Source organism: Streptomyces sp. NTD91, from assembly GCF_059510455.1.
In genome coordinates, this window is record NZ_JCAJZW010000004.1 from 66,310 (window position 1) to 86,666 (window position 20,357).

17 protein-coding genes are annotated in these 20,357 nt (G+C 68.4%); 9 read left to right on the forward strand and 8 right to left on the reverse strand.

The genetic code is table 11. From position 1 onward, the window contains the following. Nucleotides 1–77: 77 nt before the first annotated feature. The 8 genes from AC5WRT_RS06290 to dnaA form a co-directional block, all read right to left on the reverse strand. Nucleotides 78–812, reverse strand: coding sequence for a DUF3566 domain-containing protein (locus AC5WRT_RS06290; protein ID WP_496092201.1), 735 nt, complete (start codon nucleotides 810–812; stop codon nucleotides 78–80). An 18-nt stretch (nucleotides 813–830) separates the two neighbouring features. Then, entirely contained in the window at nucleotides 831–3,422 is a 2,592-nt protein-coding gene (gyrA, locus tag AC5WRT_RS06295) for a DNA gyrase subunit A (RefSeq protein WP_496099997.1), read from the reverse strand. A gap of 42 nt (nucleotides 3,423–3,464) precedes the next feature. Next, on the reverse strand, nucleotides 3,465–5,561 hold the full coding sequence (gene gyrB, locus AC5WRT_RS06300; RefSeq protein WP_496092199.1) for a DNA topoisomerase (ATP-hydrolyzing) subunit B: 2,097 nt from the start codon (nucleotides 5,559–5,561) through the stop codon (nucleotides 3,465–3,467). A gap of 374 nt (nucleotides 5,562–5,935) precedes the next feature. Further along, nucleotides 5,936–6,493 (reverse strand): DciA family protein, encoded by a 558-nt coding sequence (locus tag AC5WRT_RS06305; protein WP_496099998.1) that lies wholly within the window; start codon nucleotides 6,491–6,493, stop codon nucleotides 5,936–5,938. Further along, nucleotides 6,490–7,611, reverse strand: coding sequence for a DNA replication/repair protein RecF (recF, locus tag AC5WRT_RS06310; RefSeq protein WP_496092197.1), 1,122 nt, complete (start codon nucleotides 7,609–7,611; stop codon nucleotides 6,490–6,492). The genes AC5WRT_RS06305 and recF overlap by 4 nt, the downstream gene beginning before the upstream one ends. A 118-nt stretch (nucleotides 7,612–7,729) precedes the next feature. Continuing rightward, nucleotides 7,730–8,605 (reverse strand): phosphogluconate dehydrogenase (NAD(+)-dependent, decarboxylating), encoded by an 876-nt coding sequence (gene gnd / locus AC5WRT_RS06315; RefSeq protein WP_496099999.1) that lies wholly within the window; start codon nucleotides 8,603–8,605, stop codon nucleotides 7,730–7,732. A 183-nt stretch (nucleotides 8,606–8,788) separates the two neighbouring features. Beyond that, the gene (gene dnaN, locus AC5WRT_RS06320; RefSeq protein ID WP_323375925.1) at nucleotides 8,789–9,919 is read right to left on the reverse strand and encodes a DNA polymerase III subunit beta; all 1,131 of its coding nucleotides are present in this window, start codon (nucleotides 9,917–9,919) and stop codon (nucleotides 8,789–8,791) included. Between the two features lie 993 nt (nucleotides 9,920–10,912). Then, the gene (gene dnaA, locus AC5WRT_RS06325) at nucleotides 10,913–12,871 is read right to left on the reverse strand and encodes a chromosomal replication initiator protein DnaA (protein ID WP_496092195.1); all 1,959 of its coding nucleotides are present in this window, start codon (nucleotides 12,869–12,871) and stop codon (nucleotides 10,913–10,915) included. A 396-nt stretch (nucleotides 12,872–13,267) separates the two neighbouring features. On the opposite strand from dnaA, the gene rpmH reads away from it, so the two are divergent. The 9 genes from rpmH to AC5WRT_RS06370 all read left to right on the forward strand — a co-directional run bounded on the left by rpmH (nucleotide 13,268) and on the right by AC5WRT_RS06370 (nucleotide 20,310). Beyond that, nucleotides 13,268–13,405 carry a 50S ribosomal protein L34 gene (rpmH, locus tag AC5WRT_RS06330; protein ID WP_003956500.1) on the forward strand — a complete coding sequence of 46 codons (138 nt, stop codon included), beginning with the start codon at nucleotides 13,268–13,270 and terminating at the stop codon, nucleotides 13,403–13,405. Nucleotides 13,406–13,426: 21 nt separating this feature from the next. Beyond that, nucleotides 13,427–13,798, forward strand: coding sequence for a ribonuclease P protein component (gene rnpA, locus AC5WRT_RS06335; protein WP_496092194.1), 372 nt, complete (start codon nucleotides 13,427–13,429; stop codon nucleotides 13,796–13,798). Beyond that, nucleotides 13,795–14,169, forward strand: coding sequence for a membrane protein insertion efficiency factor YidD (yidD, locus tag AC5WRT_RS06340; RefSeq protein ID WP_496092193.1), 375 nt, complete (start codon nucleotides 13,795–13,797; stop codon nucleotides 14,167–14,169). Before rnpA ends, yidD begins: the two co-directional genes overlap by 4 nt. Nucleotides 14,170–14,172: 3 nt before the next feature. After that, nucleotides 14,173–15,462, forward strand: a complete 1,290-nt coding sequence (gene yidC, locus AC5WRT_RS06345) for a membrane protein insertase YidC (RefSeq protein WP_496100000.1) — start codon at nucleotides 14,173–14,175, stop codon at nucleotides 15,460–15,462. 15 nt (nucleotides 15,463–15,477) lie between these two features. Beyond that, nucleotides 15,478–15,990, forward strand: coding sequence for a Jag family protein (locus AC5WRT_RS06350; protein WP_496092191.1), 513 nt, complete (start codon nucleotides 15,478–15,480; stop codon nucleotides 15,988–15,990). 114 nt (nucleotides 15,991–16,104) lie between these two features. Then, entirely contained in the window at nucleotides 16,105–16,821 is a 717-nt protein-coding gene (gene rsmG / locus AC5WRT_RS06355; protein ID WP_496092190.1) for a 16S rRNA (guanine(527)-N(7))-methyltransferase RsmG, read from the forward strand. A gap of 384 nt (nucleotides 16,822–17,205) precedes the next feature. Further along, the gene (locus AC5WRT_RS06360) at nucleotides 17,206–18,279 is read left to right on the forward strand and encodes a ParA family protein (RefSeq protein ID WP_330342874.1); all 1,074 of its coding nucleotides are present in this window, start codon (nucleotides 17,206–17,208) and stop codon (nucleotides 18,277–18,279) included. Beyond that, nucleotides 18,276–19,373, forward strand: coding sequence for a ParB/RepB/Spo0J family partition protein (locus AC5WRT_RS06365; protein ID WP_496100001.1), 1,098 nt, complete (start codon nucleotides 18,276–18,278; stop codon nucleotides 19,371–19,373). Before AC5WRT_RS06360 ends, AC5WRT_RS06365 begins: the two co-directional genes overlap by 4 nt. Nucleotides 19,374–19,692: 319 nt before the next feature. Continuing rightward, the gene (locus AC5WRT_RS06370) at nucleotides 19,693–20,310 is read left to right on the forward strand and encodes a GNAT family N-acetyltransferase (protein ID WP_496092188.1); all 618 of its coding nucleotides are present in this window, start codon (nucleotides 19,693–19,695) and stop codon (nucleotides 20,308–20,310) included. The last annotated feature ends 47 nt before the right edge of the window (nucleotides 20,311–20,357 follow it).

Here is a 20,357-nt window from a genome sequence, read left to right on the forward strand (position 1 = left end):
CCTGAAGATTAGCGCACGACCACGTCAGTCCCAAAATCGGTTGTCGCGGGGCCGTCACCAGCGCACTCGGCACCCGGTCACTCGTCCTCCGCCAGGGTCAGCTCGATGCCGCCCACGAAGCCCGCGGACAGGTTGTAGATGAACGCGCCGAGCGTCGCGAGCGCCGTGGCCAGGACCACGTCGATGACCGCGATGACCGACGTGAACATCAGGACGTGGGGGAGCGACAAGAACGCCTGGAGGTTGAAACCGTTCCCCTCGTTCGAGCCGGTCGCCTCCGAGATCGTGCCCCCCACCGTCGAGAACACGCCCATCGCGTCCATGACCATCCACAGCAGCGCCGAGGCGACGATCGCGCAGATCCCGAGCGCGATGGAGAGCAGGAAGCTCACCTTCATCACCGACCAGGGATCGGCCTTGGCCACCCGCAGCCGCGCCTTACGGGTGCGCGGTGCCGTACGCGCGCCCGTACGCGGCCGTCGTATCGCATCGGCGGGCGGCTGGGCCGGATAGGCCTGCGGCGGGTGGTAGGGGCCGGCGGGCTGCTCCGGGCCCCGCTCCCGGGGGAGCGGAGACGGCGACTGCGCCTCGCCGGCCGCGGCCGGGCCTCGAGTGTCCGTCACAGTTCCCCCCTGGGATCCAGACGTGCCGGCGGAGCCCTGCCCGGACGCCTTCACCGGCTTGAGATTGGTCGTGTGCGGGTCGTTCGCGCTCCCCGCACCCACCCCGTGCGCGGCGGAGCCACGGCCGCCGCCGTCCGTCTCCGTACCCGTGGGGGTACCGGCCGATCCGGCGCCCGTGGCTCCGCTCACGATGACTCACTCCTCGTGCTACTCGGCCGAGGGCGCCTCACCCTCGTCCGTGCCGCCGGCCTGAACACCCTCGGCGACGTCGGCGGCCTCGCCGTCGACCTCCTCCGCCTCGCGCCCCGCCTCGGCGTTACGTGCGATACCGACCACGGCATCGCGCTTGCCCAAGTTGATCAGTTGGACGCCCATGGTGTCACGGCCCGTCTCCCTGACCTCGTTGACCCTCGTACGAATCACGCCGCCGGAGAGCGTGATCGCGAGGATCTCGTCGGTCTCCTCGACGACCAGCGCTCCGACGAGCGAACCGCGATCCTCCACGATCTTGGCGGCCTTGATGCCGAGGCCGCCGCGGCCCTGGACGCGGTACTCGTCGACGGCGGTCCGCTTCGCGTACCCGCCGTCGGTGGCAGTGAACACGAACGTACCCGGTCGAACAACATTCATCGACAGAAGTTCATCGCCTTCACGGAAACTCATGCCCTTCACGCCGGAGGTGGCACGGCCCATCGGGCGTAGGGACTCGTCGGAGGCGGTGAACCGGATCGACTGTGCCTTCTTGCTGATCAGAAGCAGATCGTCGTCCGCCGAGACCAGCTCCCCGCCGATCAGTTCGTCGTCGCTGCCGTCCTCGCGCTCACGCAGGTTGATCGCGATCACGCCGCCGGAGCGGGGCGAATCGTAATCCTTCAGAGGCGTCTTCTTGACCAGACCGGACTTGGTCGCGAGGACCAGGTACGGCGCCGCCTCGTAGTCGCGGATGGCGAGGATCTCGGCGATCGCCTCGTCCGGCTGGAAGGCGAGCAGGTTCGCCACGTGCTGACCGCGCGCGTCCCGGCCGGCCTCGGGCAGCTCGTACGCCTTCGCCCGGTACACCCGGCCCTTGTTGGTGAAGAACAGCAGCCAGTGGTGCGTGGTCGAGACGAAGAAGTGGTCGACGATGTCGTCTTCCTTCAGCTTCGTGCCGCGCACGCCCTTGCCGCCGCGCTTCTGCGCCCGGTAGTCGTCCGTCTTCGTCCGCTTGACATAGCCGCCGCGCGTGACCGTGACGACGATGTCCTCCTCGGCGATCAGGTCCTCGATGGACATGTCGCCCTCGTAGGGGATCAGCTTGGTCTGGCGGTCGTCGCCGTACTTCTCGACGATCGCGGCCAGCTCCTCGCTGACGATCCCGCGCTGGCGGACCGGGGAGGCGAGGATCTTGTTGTACTCGTTGATCTTCGCCTGGAGTTCGTCGTGCTCCTGGACGATCTTCTGCCGCTCCAGGGCCGCCAGGCGCCGCAGCTGCATCTCGAGGATCGCGTTGGCCTGGATCTCGTCGATCTCCAGCAGGTCCATCAGGCCGTTGCGCGCGATCTCGACGGTCTCACTGCGCCGGATGAGCGCGATGACCTCGTCGATGGCGTCCAGGGCCTTCAGCAGACCGCGCAGGATGTGCGCCCGCTCCTCGGCCTTGCGCAGCCGGAAGCGGGTACGGCGGACGATGACCTCGATCTGGTGCGTCACCCAGTGCCGGATGAACGCGTCCAGGGACAGCGTGCGCGGCACTCCGTCTACCAGCGCCAGCATGTTGGCACCGAAGTTGGTCTGCAGGTCGGTGTGCTTGTACAGGTTGTTCAGGACCACCTTGGCGACCGCGTCGCGCTTCAGCACGATCACCAGGCGCTGGCCCGTACGGGAACTCGTCTCGTCACGGACGTCCGCGATGCCGCCGATCTTGCCGTCCTTCACCAGGTCGGCGATCTTCTGCGCCAGATTGTCCGGGTTGACCTGGTACGGCAGCTCGGTCACCACCAGGCACTGCCGGCCCTGGATCTCCTCGACCTCGACCACCGCGCGCATCGTGATGGAGCCGCGCCCGGTGCGGTACGCCTCCTCGATGCCCTTGCGGCCCACCACCAGGGCGCCGGTCGGGAAGTCCGGGCCCTTGATGCGCTCCATGAGCGCGTCCAGCAGCTCCTCGTGGGAGACCTCGGGGTTCTCCAGGTACCACTGGGCACCGGCCGCGACCTCGCGCAGGTTGTGCGGCGGGATGTTGGTCGCCATGCCGACCGCGATGCCGGCCGAGCCGTTGATCAGCAGGTTCGGGAAGCGGGCCGGCAGGACGGTCGGCTCCTGCGAACGGCCGTCGTAGTTGTCCGTGAAGTCGACGGTCTCCTCGTCGATGTCGCGGACCATCTCCATCGACAGCGGCGCCATCTTGCACTCGGTGTACCGCATGGCGGCAGCCGGGTCGTTGCCCGGAGAGCCGAAGTTGCCGTTGGAGTCCACCAGCGGCATCCGCATCGACCACGGCTGCGCCAGGCGCACCAGGGCGTCGTAGATCGAACTGTCGCCGTGCGGGTGGTAGTTGCCCATGACGTCGCCGACGACACGGGCGCACTTGTAGAAACCGCGGTCAGGGCGGTAGCCGCCGTCGTACATCGCGTACAGCACGCGCCGGTGGACGGGCTTGAGGCCGTCCCGGACGTCGGGCAGCGCACGGGACACGATGACGGACATCGCGTAGTCCAGGTAGGAGCGCTGCATCTCCGTCTCGAGCCCGACGGGCTCGACACGCATCGCGAGCTCGCCGCCCTCGGTCTCAGGGGTTTGCGGAGTGTTCTCGTCGGCCATTGCTGGTGAAGATCCTTCCTGGTGCGGTCAGCTGAGACCGACTCAGATGTCGAGGAAGCGGACGTCCTTGGCGTTGCGCTGGATGAACTGGCGGCGGGCCTCGACGTCCTCGCCCATGAGGACCGAGAACAGGTCGTCGGCCTGGGCGGCGTCGTCCAGCGTGACCTGGCCGAGGACCCGGTGCTCCTGGTCCATCGTGGTCACGCGCAGCTCCTCGGCGTTCATCTCGCCGAGCCCCTTGAAGCGCTGGATCGAGTCCTCGCGCACCCGCTTGCCGCGCTGGCGCCCCATCTCGATCAGGGCGTCCCGCTCACGGTCCGAGTAGGCGTACTCCACGTCGTCCCGGCCCCACTTGATCTTGTACAGCGGGGGGCGGGACAGGTACACGTGCCCGGCCTCGACCAGCGGCCGCATGAAGCGGAACAGGAAGGTCAGCAGCAGGGTGCTGATGTGCTGGCCGTCGACATCGGCGTCCGCCATCAGGATGATCTTGTGGTAGCGGAGCTTCTCGATGTCGAAGTCCTCGTGCACACCCGTGCCGAAGGCCGAGATCAGCGCCTGGATCTCCTGGTTCTGCAGGATCTTGTCGATCCTGGCCTTCTCCACGTTGAGGATCTTGCCGCGGATCGGGAGGATCGCCTGGTACTGCGGGTTGCGGCCGGACTTGGCCGAGCCGCCGGCGGAGTCACCCTCGACGATGAAGATCTCGCACTTGGACGGGTCGTTGGACTGGCAGTCGGCCAGCTTGCCCGGCAGGGACGCCGTCTCCAGCAGGCCCTTGCGGCGGGTCAGGTCGCGGGCCTTGCGGGCCGCCACGCGCGCGGTGGCGGCCTGGATGCCCTTGCGGATGATGTCCGCGGCCTCGACCGGATTGCGGTCCAGCCAGTCGTTGAGGTGCTCGTAGACCGCCTTCTGCACGAAGGTCTTGGCCTCCGTGTTGCCCAGCTTGGTCTTCGTCTGGCCCTCGAACTGCGGTTCGCTCAGCTTGACCGAGATGATCGCGGTCAGACCCTCACGGATGTCGTCACCGGTGAGGTTGTCGTCCTTCTCGCGCAGCAGTTTCTTGTCGCGCGCGTACTTGTTGATCAGCGACGTCAGCGCGGCCCGGAAGCCCTCTTCGTGCGTACCGCCCTCGTGGGTGTGGATGATGTTCGCGAACGAGTACACACCCTCGCTGTAGCCGCTGTTCCACTGCATCGCGACCTCGAGGGACAGACTCTTGTCCTTGTCCTCCGCCTCCAGGTCGATGACGGTGGGGTGCACGACCTCACCCTTGCGGGAGTTGAGGTACTTCACGAAGTCGACGATGCCGCCCTGGTAGCAGTACGCGACGGTCTTGACCTCGGCCTTCTCGTCCGCACCCGCCTCGTCGGCGCCGCTGGTGGCCTTCGCCGACTCGCGCTCGTCGGTGAGCCTGATCGTCAGGCCCTTGTTGAGGAACGCCATCTCCTGGAAACGCCGCGACAGCGTCTCGAAGGAGTACTCGGTGGTCTCGAAGATCTCCGGGTCGGCCCAGAAGGTGACCGACGTGCCGGTCTCCTCGGTCGCCTCGTGCTGGACCAGCGGCGCGGTCGGGACGCCCATCTTGTAGTCCTGCGTCCAACGGTGGCCGTCCGTCCTCACCTCGACGCCGACCTTCGTGGACAGCGCGTTCACGACGGACACACCCACACCGTGCAGACCGCCGGAGACGGCGTAACCACCGCCTCCGAACTTGCCGCCCGCGTGCAGCACGGTCAGCACGACCTCGACGGCCGGCTTGCCCTCGGAGGGCACGATGCCCACGGGGATGCCACGGCCGTTGTCGACGACCCGGACGCCGCCGTCGGCGAGGATCGTGACGTCGATCGTGTCCGCGTACCCGGCCAGCGCCTCGTCGACCGAGTTGTCGACGACCTCGTACACCAGGTGGTGCAGACCGCGCTCGCCCGTGGAACCGATGTACATGCCGGGCCGCTTGCGGACCGCGTCCAGCCCTTCGAGCACGGTGATGGCGCTGGCGTCGTACGACGTCGAGGCGGTGCCCTCGCTGTTGGCGGAAACCTGGGCGACCTCGGCGTTCACGCCGGCGTCGGTGGACGGGATGTTCTCGTTGGGGTTGCCGGAATCGGCCACGAAGCGCCCTTTCTGGCACAGCACGAGCCGGGCTCGTCGGCAGGTTGCCGGAGCGGCTGCGGCATGTTGCGGTGGTAAGCCTTGATCAGCGTTGCTCAGCTCTTCCCGGGCGGTCCCCACGTTGGGGCGGGATTGTCTTCCAGTCTACCGGTACGTCTGACATCGATGGGGGTTTGCCGGTACCTGAGTCCCCATGTGCCGCCCTGAACCGGCCTCGATCGGGTCCCGATATACGGATGGGGGCTCCAAGGGGCTCACAGCGGCACTCAGCGCTTCGAGCCGTCAACCCTTGGCTACCGGCGGGTCAGATGGCGATCCGACCGCACAGCGGTGGCCCGCCCCACCCGTGGCACGGCGCCGGACCGACGGCACGACCGCCCCCTACGACGTGATGTACGTCACCCGTACGTATCGCCGGGCCCGGAGCTTCCCGGAGCCCGCAGCGGCCCGTAGCGGCGGGCCGGGCCGCCCGGATTCAGCACCTTGATCATCCGCACCGTGCCGTGCCCCAGGTCCTCGTTGAGCCGGGCGATCAGTGCGGGCGCCAGATGACGCAGCTGGGTGGCCCACGCCGTCGAGTCGCACTGCACGACCAGCACGCGCTCGTCCTCGTCGTACCGCTGCGGCACACAGTGCTTGGCCAGATCCTCGCCGACGATCTGCGGCCAGCGGCCCATCACACCGCCCACCGCCGCGGGCGTCTCCCAGCCACGCTCGGTCAGCAGGCGGTTGATCGCGGCGCCCAGCGCCATCGGGTCGCGGCCGTCCGCGCGCGCCCCGGATCGCAGCCCGCCCCCGCGCCGCGCCTGCTTCTTCTGCCGTGCCGCGTCCCCACGCGCGCGTGCCTGCTCCTTCGCCGCGCGCAACGCCACGCGCGCAAGGTCGACACCGGAGGGCTCCGGCGCCTTCCCGGGAGTGGCTCCTTCGGCCTTCGGGGTGGGGTCCTCGATGCTCATACGCGCTCCACCGTCCCGCCGGCCACGGCGTACCGCGCCCCCGCCAGGACCTGCGGTACGTCGTCGTCCACGGCGGCGGTGACCAGCACCTGCTCGCCGGGCGCGACCAGTTCGGCCAGCCGGTCGCGGCGCCGCGCGTCCAGCTCGGCGAACACGTCGTCCAGGACCAGCACCGGCTCGTTGCCCTCGGCCCGCAGCAGGTCGTAGGAGGCCAGGCGCAGGGCGAGCGCGTAGGACCAGGACTCGCCGTGCGAGGCGTACCCCTTGGCGGGCAGCTGACCGAGTCTGAGCACCAGATCGTCGCGGTGCGGGCCGACGAGGGTGACCCCGCGCTCGATCTCCTGCTTGCGCGCCTCAGCCAGCGCCGCCATCAGCTGGGCACAGAGGTCCTCGCGCGCGTGGGCCTCACCGGGCGCGGACGGCTTGTAGTCCAGCGCCAGCGGCCCGCCGCCGGGGGCCAGTTGGTCGTAGGCCTTGTCGGCCAGCGGCCGCAGCGCGGCGATCAGATCCAGCCGCTGGGCGAGCAACTCCGCGCCCGCCCGCGCGAGATGCTGGTCCCACACGTCCAGCGTGGACAGGTCCATGGACCGCCCACCGTGCCGACGCGCCAGGGCAGCGGTCTTCAGCAGGGTGTTGCGCTGCTTGAGGACGCGCTCGTAGTCGGAGCGCACCCCGGCCATGCGCGGCGACCTGGCGGTGATCAACTCGTCGAGGAACCGCCGGCGTTCGCCCGGATCGCCCTTCACCAGGGCGAGGTCCTCGGGCGCGAACAGCACGGTCCGCACGATCCCCAGCACGTCCCTCGGCCTGACCTGGGAGGACCGGTTGATGCGGGCCCGATTGGCCTTGCCCGGATTCAGCTCCAGCTCGACCAGCTGCTGCCGGTCGCCCTGCCGGACCTGCGCCCGGATGACGGCGCGCTCGGCGCCCATGCGGACGAGCGGGGCGTCCGAGGCGACCCGGTGGCTGCCGAGCGTGGCCAGGTATCCGACCGCTTCGACCAGATTGGTCTTGCCCTGCCCGTTGGGGCCGACGAACGCGGTGACGCCCGGGTCGAGCGGGACCTCGGCCCGGGCGTACGAGCGGAAGTCGGCCAGCGAAAGATGCGTGACGTGCATGGTCGTTTCGCCGGCCTTCCTCGGAGTGCTGATGAACTGTGGATCATGGACCGCCGGGCGAGCCCGGTCGGTCCCTATGGCTTCCGCGGATCCCCTGGATCGCGCGGATCCCTGTGGATCACTTCTTCTCCACCGCGTGACCGCCGAACTGGTTGCGCAGCGCGGCGATCATCTTCATCTGCGGCGAGTCCTCCTGGCGGGAGGAGAACCGCGCGAACAGCGACGCGGTGATCGCCGGCAGCGGCACCGCGTTGTCGATCGCGGCTTCCACAGTCCAGCGTCCCTCACCGGAGTCCTGTGCATAACCGCGCAGGCCCTCCAGGTGCTCGTCGTCGTCCAGCGCGTTGACCGCGAGATCCAGCAGCCAGGAGCGGATGACAGTGCCCTCCTGCCAGGAACGGAAGACCTCGCGGACGTTCTCCACGGAGTCGACCTTCTCCAGCAGTTCCCAGCCCTCGGCGTAGGCCTGCATCATCGCGTACTCGATGCCGTTGTGGACCATCTTCGCGAAGTGGCCCGCACCGACCTTGCCGGCGTGCACCGAACCGAAGTCGCCCTCCGGCTTCAGCGCGTCGAAGATCGGCTGCACCTTGGCGACGTTCTCCGCGTCGCCGCCGTACATCAGCGCGTAGCCGTTCTCCAGACCCCAGACGCCGCCGGAGACGCCGCAGTCGACGAAGCCTATGCCCTTGGCGGCCAGCTCCTCGGCGTGCTTCTCGTCTTCCGTCCAGCGGGAGTTGCCGCCGTCCACGACCACGTCGCCGGGCTCCAGCAGCTCGGCCAGCTGGTCGATGGTCGACTGGGTGGGCTCGCCTGCCGGGACCATCACCCAGACCACGCGCGGGCCGCTGAGCTTGCCCACAAGCTCGTCCAGGCTGTGGACATCCGCGAGGTCCGCGTTGCGGTCGTATCCGATGACGGTGTGGCCCGCGCGGCGGATCCGCTCGCGCATGTTGCCGCCCATCTTGCCGAGGCCGACGAGACCGAGCTCCATCAGTTGTGTTCCTTAAGGTCGCTGTGTGGCGTGTGAGGCACCTTCGTGCCGTGCCGAGCCTAATCGCGACCCTTCGTGCACAGCTGTGGGCATACGCGCTCACCTGCGGAAAGCAACCACCGGCCGCCACCGGTGCCGGGCACTCGGCAGGCGCCCGGCACTGTGCACGGCTGTGGGGAACGGTCAGCCGCTCAGCCGCACCGGCATGATCAGGTACTTGTACGCGTCGTCGGCCTCGGCATCCACCGCCGGCTTGCCGCTGAGGAGCGCCGGCTTGGTGGACGTCGTGAACGACAGCTGGGCCACCGGGGAGTCGATCGCGCTCAGACCGTCCAGCAGGAACGTCGGGTTGAAGGCGATGGAGATGTCGTCGCCGTCCAGCTGGGCGTCGACCCTTTCCACAGCCTGTGCGTCGTCGCTGGACCCGGCCTCCAGGATCAGCACGCCCTGCTCGAAGCTCAGCCGCACCGGGGTGTTCCGCTCGGCCACCAGCGCCACCCGCTTGACGGCCTCCACGAAGGGCGCGGTCTCGATCACGGCGACGGAGTTGAACTCGGTCGGGAACAACGTGCGGTACTTCGGCAGGTCGCCCTCGAGTAGACGCGTGGTCGTACGACGCCCCGCACCCTCGAAACCGATCAGGCCCTCACCGGCGCCCGAGCCCGACAGCGCCAGCGTCACGCTGTCCCCCGCGCCGAGCGACTTGGCGGTGTCCAGCAGCGTCTTGGCGGGAACCAGGGCGACCGCGGAGGCGTCAGGGTTCTCCGGCTTCCACAGGAACTCGCGCACGGCGAAGCGGTAGCGGTCGGTGGAGGCCAGCGTGACCGTGTCGCCCTCGATCTCGATGCGCACACCGGTGAGGACGGGCAGCGTGTCGTCACGGCCAGCGGCGATGGCCACCTGGGAGGCGGCGGCCGCGAAGACCTCGCCGGGGACGGTGCCCGTGGCGTTCGGCATCTGCGGCAGCGCCGGGTACTCCTCCACAGGCAGGGTGTGCAGGGTGAACCGGGAGGATCCACAGACCACGGTCGCCCGTACACCGTCTGTGGAAATCTCCACCGGACGGTTGGGGAGGGCGCGGGAGATGTCCGCGAGCAGCCGGCCGGAGACGAGGACGGTGCCCTCCTCCTCGACCTCGGCTTCCACGGACACACGCGCGGAGACCTCGTAGTCGAAGCTCGACAGGCTCAGCTGGCCGTCCTCGGCCTTGAGAAGGAGGCCGGCGAGGACAGGCGCCGGCGGACGGGCCGGGAGGCTGCGTGCCGCCCACGCCACTGCCTCCGCGAGTACGTCGCGTTCCACCCGGATCTTCACCGTAAGCCGCCTCCTGCTGTTGCTTCTGAAGTCCTCCGACTCGGTGTCACCGCCCGCTGCGGAGGGAAGGACACCGGGGACCAGTCTGACGCACCGCACTGACAGTAGGTGCCCGTCGCGGTCAAGTCGCTCCGGGAGGCAGCCGGGCACGAGACGGCGAGTTGTGCACAGCCCCCGCTTCGAAACGAATGCCGAGCTATCTCTAGTCGGGAGTAGTAGTAGGGCCTGTGGATACCGTGGATAACCACGTTTGCCCAGCTCAGAGCTAAGATTTTGTCCACCGGCCCTGTGGGCGGTGGCGGTGGACAACTGGGGGCGTCTGTGGAGAACGGAAAGTTCTGCACACACCGCCCACAGCCCGCGGGCAGTTCTCCCCAGCTGCGTCCCCAGGTTTACCCACGTTTCCCACACCCCAATCCGGCAGCTTGGTGTGACGGCTTTCACTCGACGCGGTGAGAGGGTGCGTCGCATTGCCGAACAGTGGACAGCCATGTGGAGAAGCTGGAGATCGCTGGGGACAACCGACGCCTGCCTGTGGGTTGCCAGTGGAAAACTCCGTGCACAGCCTGTGGATCTTTGGTCGGTCCACAGCCTGTGGAGATCGTTCGTCCACGATTCCACAGGCAGTTGAGCTGGGCGAACGCCATATGAACAGGTCGCCTGTGGACACCGTTCGGGACAACTCCGCAGTCCCCAGCATGTGGACCGAAGAAACCCAGCGAATCTGTGGAGAGTGGCCGTAACCAGGCAGAAAATCGAACACCCGATGGCGGGCGGGGAACACTCCACAGCCTGTGAGCCGCCGTACGACGGGGCCGCGCTCATCGGTAGCGGTGGTCGCCGGCGCGGGCAAGCGCCTGACCCGGCCGATGCGAGCACGGCCGCTCCCACGGACACACCGGCACTGTGCGCAGCGGTCACGCCGAAGGGCGCCCCCGGGACACTCTCCCGGGGGCGCCCTTCGGCGCCGGCGAGACCGGCGGCAGCCGTATGTCAGCCGTTCTTGATGCGGTTCGTCAGCTCGGTCACCTGGTTGTAGATCGACCGCCGCTCGGCCATCAGCGCCCGGATCTTGCGGTCGGCGTGCATCACGGTCGTGTGATCGCGGCCACCGAACTGCGCCCCGATCTTGGGCAGCGACAGATCGGTCAGCTCCCGGCACAGATACATGGCGATCTGCCGCGCGGTGACCAGGGCACGCCCGCGTGAGGTGCCGCACAGGTCCTCCACCGTCAGCCCGAAGTAGTCGGCGGTGGCCGCCATGATCGCGGTGGCCGTGATCTCGGGAGCCGAGTCCTCGCCACCGGGGATCAGGTCCTTCAGGACGATCTCGGTCAGGCCGAGGTCCACCGGCTGCCGGTTGAGGGAGGCGAACGCCGTCACCCGGATCAGCGCGCCCTCCAGCTCACGGATGTTCCGCGAGATCCGCGAGGCGATGAACTCCAGCACCTCCGGGGGGGCGTTGAGCTGCTCCTGCACCGCCTTCTTACGCAGGATCGCGATGCGCGTCTCAAGCTCCGGCGGCTGGACATCGGTGATCAGACCCCACTCGAAACGGTTCCGCAGCCGGTCCTCCAGCGTGACCAGCTGCTTCGGCGGCCGGTCGGAGGACAGCACGATCTGCTTGTTGGCGTTGTGGAGGGTGTTGAAGGTGTGGAAGAACTCCTCCTGCGTCGACTCCTTGTCCGCGAGGAACTGGATGTCGTCGACGAGCAGGATGTCCATCTCGCGGTAGCGCTTGCGGAAGCTGTCGCCCTTGCCGTCGCGGATGGAGTTGATGAACTCGTTGGTGAACTCCTCCGAGCTGACGTAGCGCACGCGCGTGCCGGGGTAGAGGCTGCGGGCGTAGTGCCCGATGGCGTGCAGCAGATGCGTCTTGCCGAGCCCCGACTCCCCATAGATGAACAGAGGGTTGTACGCCTTCGCCGGCGCCTCGGCGACAGCCACCGCGGCCGCGTGCGCGAACCGGTTGGACGCGCCGATGACGAACGTGTCGAAGAGGTACTTCGGATTCAGCCGTGCCGTCGGCTCACCGGGCCCGCTCGCCGACGCGGGCTGGGCGGCCGGCGGGCCCGGTGAGCCGGTCGTGGGCAGGTCCGGTCGGCCGGGGCCGCCGCGGTGGGCGGGGCCGCCACCGGTCGGCTGCTCGGGCAGCTCGCGGCGGACGGGGTCGCGCTGGTCGTACTCCGAACGCGTCTCGTACTCGGGGCGCGCGGAGTCGTAGTCCGGGCGCCCCGAGTCGTAGTCGGCGCGTGGGGAGTCGTACTCACCGCGCTGCTGCTCGTACGACGGCCGGTCCATGGCCGGGCGGTAGTCGGGGGACGGCGGTCCGTAGGCGTCGGGGCCGGAGCCGTAGGCGTCCTGGGACGACGGCGACGCATACGGGTCGCGTTCGGGGAAGCCGAGGCGCGGCTGCTGCCAGCCGTACTCGTCCTGCGGGGGGCGCGGCCAGGCGCCGGGCTCGCGGCGCTGGTACTCGGAGGGGTACGCGGGGCGGACGAGGGGGATCTGGTCGGCGCGGGACTGCGGCTCGGCCGACGAGGGGTCGGGGGCGCGATGGCGGCCGTAGCCGTCGTACGACCGCCCCTCGTAGGAGGGGCCGGACGGCAGCTCCGGCTCTTCGTAGCGTGGTTTGGGCGGCTGCTGCACGGGCGCTGCGGGAGCCGGCGGCTCGCCCGCGGAGTCGTCCACGGTGATCGCGATACGGATGGGGCGGCCGCACTCGCGGCTCAGCGTCTCGCTGACGATCGGCGCGAGACGGCCCTCCAGCACGCCCTTGGCGAATTCGTTCGGTACGGCGAGCAGAGCGGTGTCCGCGACCAGCGCGAGGGGCTGGCAGCGCCGGATCCAGTGCTCGTCCTTCGCCTCGACACCCTGTCCGCGGCCTTCTCCGAGGAGCTGCTCCAGTACTCGCGGCCACACTGCGGCAAGATCGGCGGGTACGTCAGCCACAGGGCACGCTCTCTCACAGGTCCCACGAACGTGTGATCGCGGAACGGGTCGGGGGTACTTCGGGTGGTCGGGTGGGTCAAACCCGCCGGGGCGGGGGACAAAAGAACGAATCGGAGTTCAGCCACGGTAGTCAGCGCGGCGGGTACGGTTCAAGTTGTTGTCCCCAGCCTGTGGATAGTGTCTCTCCATGACCCCCGGTTTGACCGGATGACGCAGCCCCGCGTACCGTAACCAGGTCGAGTTGTCGATGGCTGCTGCCGCCTGCCTCCGATGGGCACAGGTCACGTCAGGTGATCGGGAAGCGGTGCACTCGGGCGTGACGCGAGCTACTCGTGGGCGCACGGTGACAGCCAAGACGGCACCCCGCAACTACCGATTTCTTTCTGGAGCCCCCGAGTGAGCAAGCGCACCTTCCAGCCGAACAACCGTCGTCGCGCGAAGACCCACGGCTTCCGGCTGCGTATGCGCACCCGTGCCGGCCGCGCGATTCTCGCGTCCCGCCGCAGCAAGGGTCGCGCCCGCCTGTCCGCCTGATCCCGATCAGGTCATGACGTCGTGCTGCCCACCGAGAACCGGCTGAGGCGGCGCGAGGACTTCGCGACCGCGGTTCGACGAGGACGCCGGGCAGGCCGTCCGACTCTCGTCGTCCACCTTCGTAGCGGTGCCACGGACCCGCACGCGCCTGGGGAGAGCGCTCCCTCGACGCGTGCGGGTTTCGTCGTGAGCAAGGCCGTGGGTGGCGCGGTCGTGCGCAACAAAGTGAAGCGCAGACTGCGTCATCTGATGCGTGAGCGAGTAGCCCTGTTTCCCCCCGGTAGCCTGGTAGTCGTACGAGCGCTGCCCGAGGCGGGCGACGCAGACCACGCACAGCTGGCCCGAGACCTGGATGCCGCCGTTCAGCGGCTGCTGGGAGGGGGCGCGCGATGAAGTACCCACTGCTGGCTCTGATCAAGCTGTACCAGTGGACGATCAGTCCACTGCTGGGGCCTGTGTGCAAGTACTACCCGTCGTGCTCCCACTACGGCTACACGGCCATCGACCGGCACGGTGCCATCAAGGGAACGGCACTCACCGCCTGGCGCATCCTCCGGTGCAATCCGTGGTCGCTGGGCGGGGTGGACCATGTCCCACCGCGCAAGCGCCCGCGGTGGCACGAAATGCTGCGCAACGCTTGGCGCGCACGCAAGGCGGGGCCCTCCGCCGCCGAACCGGCCATCGAAGCGGCGCCCGGGAGCCCTCCTCCCGAGCCTTCTCCGAGCCCGGCCGCAGAGACCTCGTCCCATGCCCAAGGAGCATGATTAGTGGACACGATTGCCAGCCTCTTCAGTTTCATCACCTGGCCCGTTTCCTGGGTCATCGTCCAGTTCCACAAGATGTACGGCGCGATCTTCGGTGCCGACACCGGGTGGGCCTGGGGCCTGTCCATCGTGTCCCTGGTGATCCTGATCCGCATCTGCCTGATCCCGCTCTTCGTGAAGCAGATCAAGTCGACGCGCGCGATGCAGACGCTCCAGCCGGAGATGAAGAAGATCCAGGAGCGCTACAAGAACGACCGGCAGCGTCAGTCCGAAGAGATGATGAAGCTGTACAAGGAGACGGGCACGAACCCGCTCTCCTCGTGCCTTCCCATCCTGGCGCAGTCCCCGTTCTTCTTCGCCCTGTACCACGTACTGAACGGCATCGCGACGGGCAGCAAGATCGGCGCGATCAACGAGCCGCTGCTCGCCAGCGCCCGTAAGGCGCACATCTTCGGTGCCCCTCTGGCTGCGAAGTTCATGGACAGCTCGGACAAGGTCGCGGCACTGGGCGCCACGCTGACCGACGTCCGTGTCGTGACCGCGGTCATGATCGTCCTGATGTCGTTCTCGCAGTTCTACACGCAGCGCCAGCTGATGACGAAGAACGTCGACACGACCGTCAAGACGCCGTTCATGCAGCAGCAGAAGATGCTGATGTACGTCTTCCCGGTCATGTTCGCCGTCTTCGGTATCAACTTCCCGGTCGGTGTCCTCGTCTACTGGCTGACCACCAACGTGTGGACCATGGGCCAGCAGATGTACGTCATCCACAACAACCCGACCCCGGGTTCCAAGGCCCAGGCCGCCTACCTGGAGCGCCTGACCAAGCACGTCACGCACCACGGCAAGGTCCGTCGGCGCAGCGAGAAGACCATCGTCAAGGCGATCGTCGCCAAGGGCCGCGACCGCAACGAGTTCGAGCGGAAGTTCGTCAACGCCCTGAACAAGGCCGGTCTCGCCGCCCAGGCCGACGGCAGCGTGGTGAAGAGCACGGCCCAGGCCGCGGCACAGACCGAGGACGGCGCCGAGGTCACCTCGGCGACCGGCGCCGGCGCCGCTGCCCGGCGTCAGCAGCCCAAGCGCCAGTCCAAGGCCCAGCGTCAGTCCGGCGGGCCCAAGCAGGCGGGCGGGTCCACCTCGTCCACCTCGCTGGAGAAGTCCGACGAGCCGCAGGACGACAAGCCCGCCGCGGCTCAGCAGGCCCCGAAGCCCGGCTCCGGCACCCGTAGCAAGGCCCAGTCTGGCCAGCGCAAGGGTGGCCCGCAGCGGCCCAAGTCCCCGTCCAAGAAGTAAGAAGGAGCCCATCCCGTGACGGAAGGCACCACCTCCGCCGCTGCCGACGGTGCAGACGCCCTGACCCACCTCGAGCAGGAGGGTGAGATCGCGGCGGACTACCTGGAGGGTTTGCTGGACATCGCCGACCTCGACGGCGACATCGACATGGACGTCGAGGCCGACCGCGCTTCCGTGTCGATCATCAGCGACACCGGAAGCCGTGACCTGCAGAAGCTGGTCGGCCGGGACGGCGAGGTGCTGGAGGCACTGCAGGAGCTGACGCGCCTGGCCGTGCACCGGGAGACCGGTGACCGCAGCCGGCTGATGCTGGACATCGCGGGCTACCGGGCCAGGAAGCGGGCCGAGCTGTCCGAGATCGGCTCGAAGGCCGCCGCCGAGGCGAAGAACACGGGCGAGCCCGTCAAGCTCAAGCCGATGACGCCGTTCGAGCGCAAGGTCGTGCATGACGCGGTCAAGGCCGCGGGGCTGCGCAGCGAGTCCGAGGGCGAGGAGCCGCAGCGGTTCGTCGTCGTGCTGCCGGCCTGATCGGCCTCGAGGTTTCACCGGCCCCGTCTGTTCAGCAGACGGGGCCGAACTTTGTCAGCCTGGTTCTGGTGGCCGGTGTGTGAAGCACCGGCGCTGTACGGAAGGACGGTCCCCGTGACGGAGGCAGCGGAGCTTCCCCCCGCGCCCGAGCAGGCGCGGGAAGTGTTTGGTGATCGCTTCGCCGATGCGGTCCGCTACGCGGAGCTGCTCGCCGAGGCGGGCGTGCAGCGTGGCCTGATCGGCCCGCGGGAAGTGCCCCGCCTGTGGGAGCGGCATCTGCTGAACTGTGCGGTGCTCTCCGAGGCCGTCCCCGAGGGAGTGACGGTCTGCGATGTCGGCTCCGGTGCCGGACTGCCGGGCATCCCGCTGGCCCTGGTCCGGGAGGACCTGAACATCACCCTGCTGGAGCCGCTGCTGAGGCGCACCAATTTCCTCACCGAGGTCGTCGAGCTGCTCGGCCTGGACCATGTCACCGTTGTGCGGGGCCGTGCCGAGGAGGTCCTGGGCAAGCTGCCGCCGGTCCATGTGGTGACCGCCCGGGCTGTCGCCCCGCTGGACCGTCTGGCCACCTGGGGCATTCCGCTGCTGCGTCCTTACGGCGAGATGCTGGCGCTGAAGGGAGACACCGCGGAGGAGGAGCTGAAGGCCGCGGCCACGGCGCTGAGTAAGCTCGGTGCGGTGGAGACGTCGATTTTGCATGTGGGTGAGGGCATCGTGGACCCGATGTCCACGGTGGTGCGGGTCGAGGTCGGGGAGAGCCCGGGAGGCGTGCGGTTTGCGGCCAAGCGTGCCAAGGCCGCCCGGACGGGCCGCACCCGTCGTCGCCGTTGATCATGAGCGGGCAGTTTTCCGATCGTTTCTGAGACGGAGACGTACTCCACACGCGGAGACGTACTCCACACAAGGTGCCAAACCTACGCAGGCCGGAGTGTCGCGAAGGTCCGGTCGCTGCCGCTGTGCATCGTGTTTCACGTGAAACGTCGCTCACTGCTGCACGGGATCATCAGTCGCGGACGCGCTGCGGCCGAACCTCGCGACCGCAAGCCCCTCGGTTCCCTGGGAGAGGAGTCTGTCTCCCGGGGAGCTTCGTCACTCTCACCGGGAGCCCCGCCCTTCTCCCAGGGGGATTCGTCCCTCTCGAGGGGCACGGAGTTGTCCACAGAGGTGGATTTCTCCACAGAACGCCAGGCCTCACTGGTTCACGACCCCGAAGGCATGGGAGGCTCTGTTCATTGCGAGCCTGAAGTCGAGGAGAGTGAATCCTTGCGGTCCGACGCCAACATCGCGGGACCGATGACCGATCCGGTCCCCGGTCCCCGTACCGAGTCGATGGGGGCGGATGTTTCACGTGAAACACCGCCTCCGATGGACGACACTCCGATCGGTCGTGCGGCCCAACTGGCGGTAGAGGCTCTGGGCCGCGCCGGCGAAGGCCTGCCCCGGCCGGAACAGACCAGAGTCATCGTGGTCGCCAACCAGAAGGGCGGCGTGGGCAAGACGACGACCACCGTCAACCTTGCTGCTTCGCTGGCTCTGCACGGCGGCCGCGTCCTGGTGATCGACCTCGACCCGCAGGGCAACGCGTCCACTGCCCTCGGGATCGACCACCACGCAGAAGTCCCTTCCATCTATGACGTGTTGGTCGAGAGCAAGCCTCTCGCCGAGGTCGTCCAGCCGGTCCCCGATGTGGAAGGTCTTTTCTGCGCTCCCGCCACCATCGATCTCGCCGGTGCCGAGATCGAGTTGGTGTCGCTCGTGGCCCGTGAGAGCCGACTGCAGCGGGCCATCCAGGCCTACGAGCAGCCGTTGGACTACATCCTCATCGACTGCCCCCCGTCGCTCGGCCTGTTGACGGTCAACGCGCTGGTGGCCGGCCAGGAGGTCCTCATCCCGATCCAGTGCGAGTACTACGCACTCGAGGGCCTCGGCCAACTGCTGCGCAACGTCGACCTGGTGCGGGGGCACCTCAACCCCACACTCCACGTGTCGACCATCCTTCTCACCATGTACGACGGCCGGACGCGTCTCGCTTCCCAGGTCGCCGAAGAGGTGCGCACCCACTTCGGTGATGAGGTACTGCGGACGAGCATTCCCCGCTCGGTCCGTATCTCCGAGGCGCCGAGTTACGGGCAGACGGTGCTGACTTACGATCCTGGTTCGAGCGGTGCCCTCTCGTATCTTGAGGCGGCCCGAGAAATCGCGCTGAAGGGCATCGGCATCAGCTATGACGCCGGCCAGGCCCACATCGGCGCCCAGAACGACCCAAGCATGGTGGAGGGGATCCAGTGAGCGAGCGACGGAGGGGGCTGGGCCGTGGACTCGGCGCGCTGATCCCAGCTGCCCCGACCGAGAAGAGCCCGGCGCCGGGCGCGCTGGGAGGCGGAGCCTCCGCCTCTCCCGCGGCCGTCCCGGTGCTGACGACCGACCGTGGGGTGGCCGCGGCGAAGGTGGCGACCCTGCCGCCTGTTCCACATGAAACCGAGGAGTCCCCGGCACACCCCGCCGCAGACGCGCCGGCTCCCCCGATGGGCGCACACTTCGCCGAGATCCCTCTCGACGCCATCTCGCCCAACCCGCGCCAGCCCCGTGATGTCTTCGACGAGGACGCACTCCAGGAGCTGGTCACCTCCATCAAGGAGGTCGGTCTTCTGCAGCCTGTCGTCGTACGGCAGCTGGGGCCCGCCCGCTATGAGCTGATCATGGGTGAGCGCCGGTGGCGGGCCTGCCGTGAGGCCGGTCTGGATGCCATCCCGGCGATCGTCCGGGCCACGGAGGACGAGAAGCTCCTCCTGGACGCCCTCCTGGAGAATCTGCACCGCGCGCAGCTGAACCCGCTGGAAGAGGCGGCCGCCTACGACCAGCTGCTGAAGGATTTCAACTGCACGCACGACCAGCTAGCCGACCGGATCGGGCGCTCTCGGCCCCAGGTCTCCAACACACTGCGTCTGCTGAAGCTCTCGCCGGCCGTCCAGAAGCGGGTGGCCGCCGGTGTCCTCTCCGCCGGGCATGCCCGGGCGCTGCTGTCCATCGAGGATTCGGAGGAGCAGGACCGGCTGGCTCACCGCATCGTGGCCGAGGGGCTGTCGGTGCGAGCCGTCGAGGAGATCGTGACCCTCATGGGATCGCGGCCCCAGAAGCCCCAGCGACCGAAGGGGCCGCGCGCCGGCTCCCGGCTCTCCCCGGCCCTGAACGAGCTGGCGACTCGGCTGTCGGACCGCTTCGAGACCCGGGTGAAGGTCGACCTGGGGCAGAAGAAAGGCAAGATCACCGTCGAGTTCGCCTCCGTGGACGATCTCCAGCGGATTCTGAGCACCCTGGCCCCGGACGAGGGACCGGTGCTCCAGCAGGAGCTGCAGAGCGCGACCGAAGAGCAGGACGACTGATCCTCGTCCGGTCTCCAGGGCCTCGAGCAGACGGGCCGTGTCCGGTGCACACCGGACACGGCCCGCTCTTTGCGGTGAGGCGGTATCGAGCGAATCACATCGTGGATACGATGCGAATGGGTATGGCGCATCCACCGGACAGCATCTGCATCTCTGAGTGGGGAGTCGGGGCCATGCGATCGATGAGCCGCACGGGACTGGTGAGCGTGGGTCTGTGCCTCGGGGCGGTCGGCGGATTCGTCGGCAGCCTGCTCAGGGAACGCAGCGCTCTGGCAGCCGCTCGCGATGCGGCGGGCGAAGGAAGCGAGGAACAGCCTTCATGGGGCGTCGGCTCGTGCCGCTCACACTGGACAACCTTCAGGACCTCCCCCACCGCTGTCGCTCGTGTGTCTTCTGGGAGCTGGACCACGTCAGCGGGGAAGCGGCGGTAAAGGCGGGCACCTCGGCGCTGGAGAAGGAGGCCTGGATCTCCGCCGTTCTGTTGGACTGGGGGTCGTGCGGCCGGGTGGTGTATGTCGATGACGCGCCGGTGGGCTTCGTCCTGTACGCCCCTCCGGCCTATGTGCCCCGCTCGACGGCCTTCCCCACGAGCCCGGTCTCGCCGGACGCCGTGCAACTGATCACGGCGTTCGTCATGCCTGGCTATCAGGGTCAGGGGCTGGGCCGGGTACTGGTGCAGACGGTCGCCAAGGATCTGCTGCGCCGAGGCTTCAAGGCGATCGAGGCCTTCGGTGACGCTCGCTGGAAGGAGCCCGCCTGTCTGCTTCCGGCCGACCATCTACTGGCCGTGGGGTTCAAGACGGTCCGGCAGCATCCCGCGCATCCCCGGCTCCGTCTGGAGCTGCGCTCGACTCTCTCCTGGAAGGAAGACGTGGAGATGGCACTCGACCGGCTCCTCGGAGCAGTTCAGAAGGAACCGGCGCTCAGGCCGTTGTGAAGACGTCCGAGGCCACTATGCTGCCGTGATCAGGCCGAGTGGCGTCA